The organism is Allobosea sp. P1_A7 (assembly GCF_056406775.1).
Genome location: NZ_JBFTZN010000542.1, coordinates 1 through 1621, shown reverse-complemented (window position 1 = coordinate 1621; position 1621 = coordinate 1). Strand labels below are relative to the sequence as shown.

General features: G+C 60.0%; 1 protein-coding gene. It reads left to right on the top strand.

Annotated features, from left to right (window positions below; genetic code table 11):
- Window positions 1-554 precede the first annotated feature (554 nt).
- Window positions 555-1621: DUF1254 domain-containing protein (locus AC1D34_RS37430; protein WP_476827011.1), on the top strand; the 1067-nt coding region annotated here is incomplete at its 3' end.

Genomic DNA, 1621 nt, shown 5'->3' with positions numbered 1-1621 from the left:
TCATTACCGCGCACGATGGGGATCAGGAGTGGGCTCACCATTCGGATATTATCGCCATTCTCTCGAAACCTCTGCAGAATTCGGCTCTATTCGACGCGATAACCATTGCCCTCCGACCAGACAGGAACGCCACGAACACTTGGAAGCCCCCGCTAGGTTATCAGCGCGGCGTTCGGTGAATCTGGAATAGGCTAATTTCGGGTCTTCCCACGCCCCACCGGTCAACGTTCAACTTGGGTGGAAGCAGAAGTCTAGGAGGCTGACGTCATGTCCGCGTTTCTCCCCTCGGTGGCCATTCGGAAGGTCCGGTTTCAGGCGGGCGGACGTCGCGCTCTACCGATAGACTTCCTTGCAGGCCTCACTTAAGGTTTTCCTTGCAAGCCTCTGGCTATGATGACCCACATAGAGCAGCAAACTGCTGCGAATATTGATAATTTTACTTTGATCCACATCCGGCGTCGGTCGCCACTGGCCCCAGGGACAGTTTCGCCGCCCCCAGCCGGTAGGTAACGTCCAACGCAAGTCCCCGTCTGACATATCCATGGAGGAGCCTGATGATGCGGATCGGCATTGTTGCAGCAGCCGCGATATGCGCCACGTTTGTGTTCCCCCACCTGCCGGCAGCCCAGACGGCGCCCCCGACGCCTCCGACGATCAGCACCCCGGACAAGGTCGATTCGAGCATCGGCCCGTTGCAATACAAGGACGGTGCGCCGAGCAAGGAGACGGTGGCCAAGGCTTACGATTTTCTCGACCTGATGCATGGGGTCGAGGCGTTCGTGAACGCCTACCAGGGTGCGTCGGTGTCGGCCATTTTCAAGGGCATGGCGGATGCAGGTATCCCGAACAACACCGCCCTGATCTTCTCGGAACTGATGGACGCCAAGTCCCTGTTCCTGACCGCCAATGCGGACACGATCTATTTCTGGGTCAATCTGGACGCGACAAAGGGGCCGATCGTCGTCGAGACTCCGCCATTTTCGCTCGGGGTGGTCGACGACCTGTGGTTCCAGTGGGTGACCGACTTCGGTCTGCCGGGGCCCGACCGCGGCGAGGGAGGCAAATACCTGTTCGTGCCGCCCGACTACAAGGGCGAGCTTCCGGCGGGGGGTTACTATGTCCAGAAGATGCGCACGACCCGCGCGACCTTGCTCGGCCGGTCCTTCCTCGAAAAAGACGACCCGAAGCCGGTCGTCGCGCTGATCAAGAAGACGCTCAAGGTCTATCCCTACCTTCCCGGAGGTTTCGGCACGAGCATCGGCTCGGCACTGGAAGGCAACGCGACGTTGGCCCGCACGCCGGACCACAAGCTCGATTGGGAGTTTCTTCGCCCGAAGGAGCCGGTGGCGTTCACCGAAGGCAGCGGCAAGGTGATGAACACGGTGCCGCCGAGCGATTTCAGCTATTTCGAGATGCTCAACGATCTGGTGCAAAAGGAGCCGGCAGGCGCGCTCGACCCGGAGATCATGGGATCGCTCGCCGCCATCGGAATCGTGAAGGGCAAAGCCTTCAATCCTGACGCACGGATGAAGAAAATCCTGATCGATGCGGCCGCGATCGGCAATGCCGCGGCCCGCACCCTGAACTTCAAATGGCGTCCATCCGACGGCGGCTATTACTA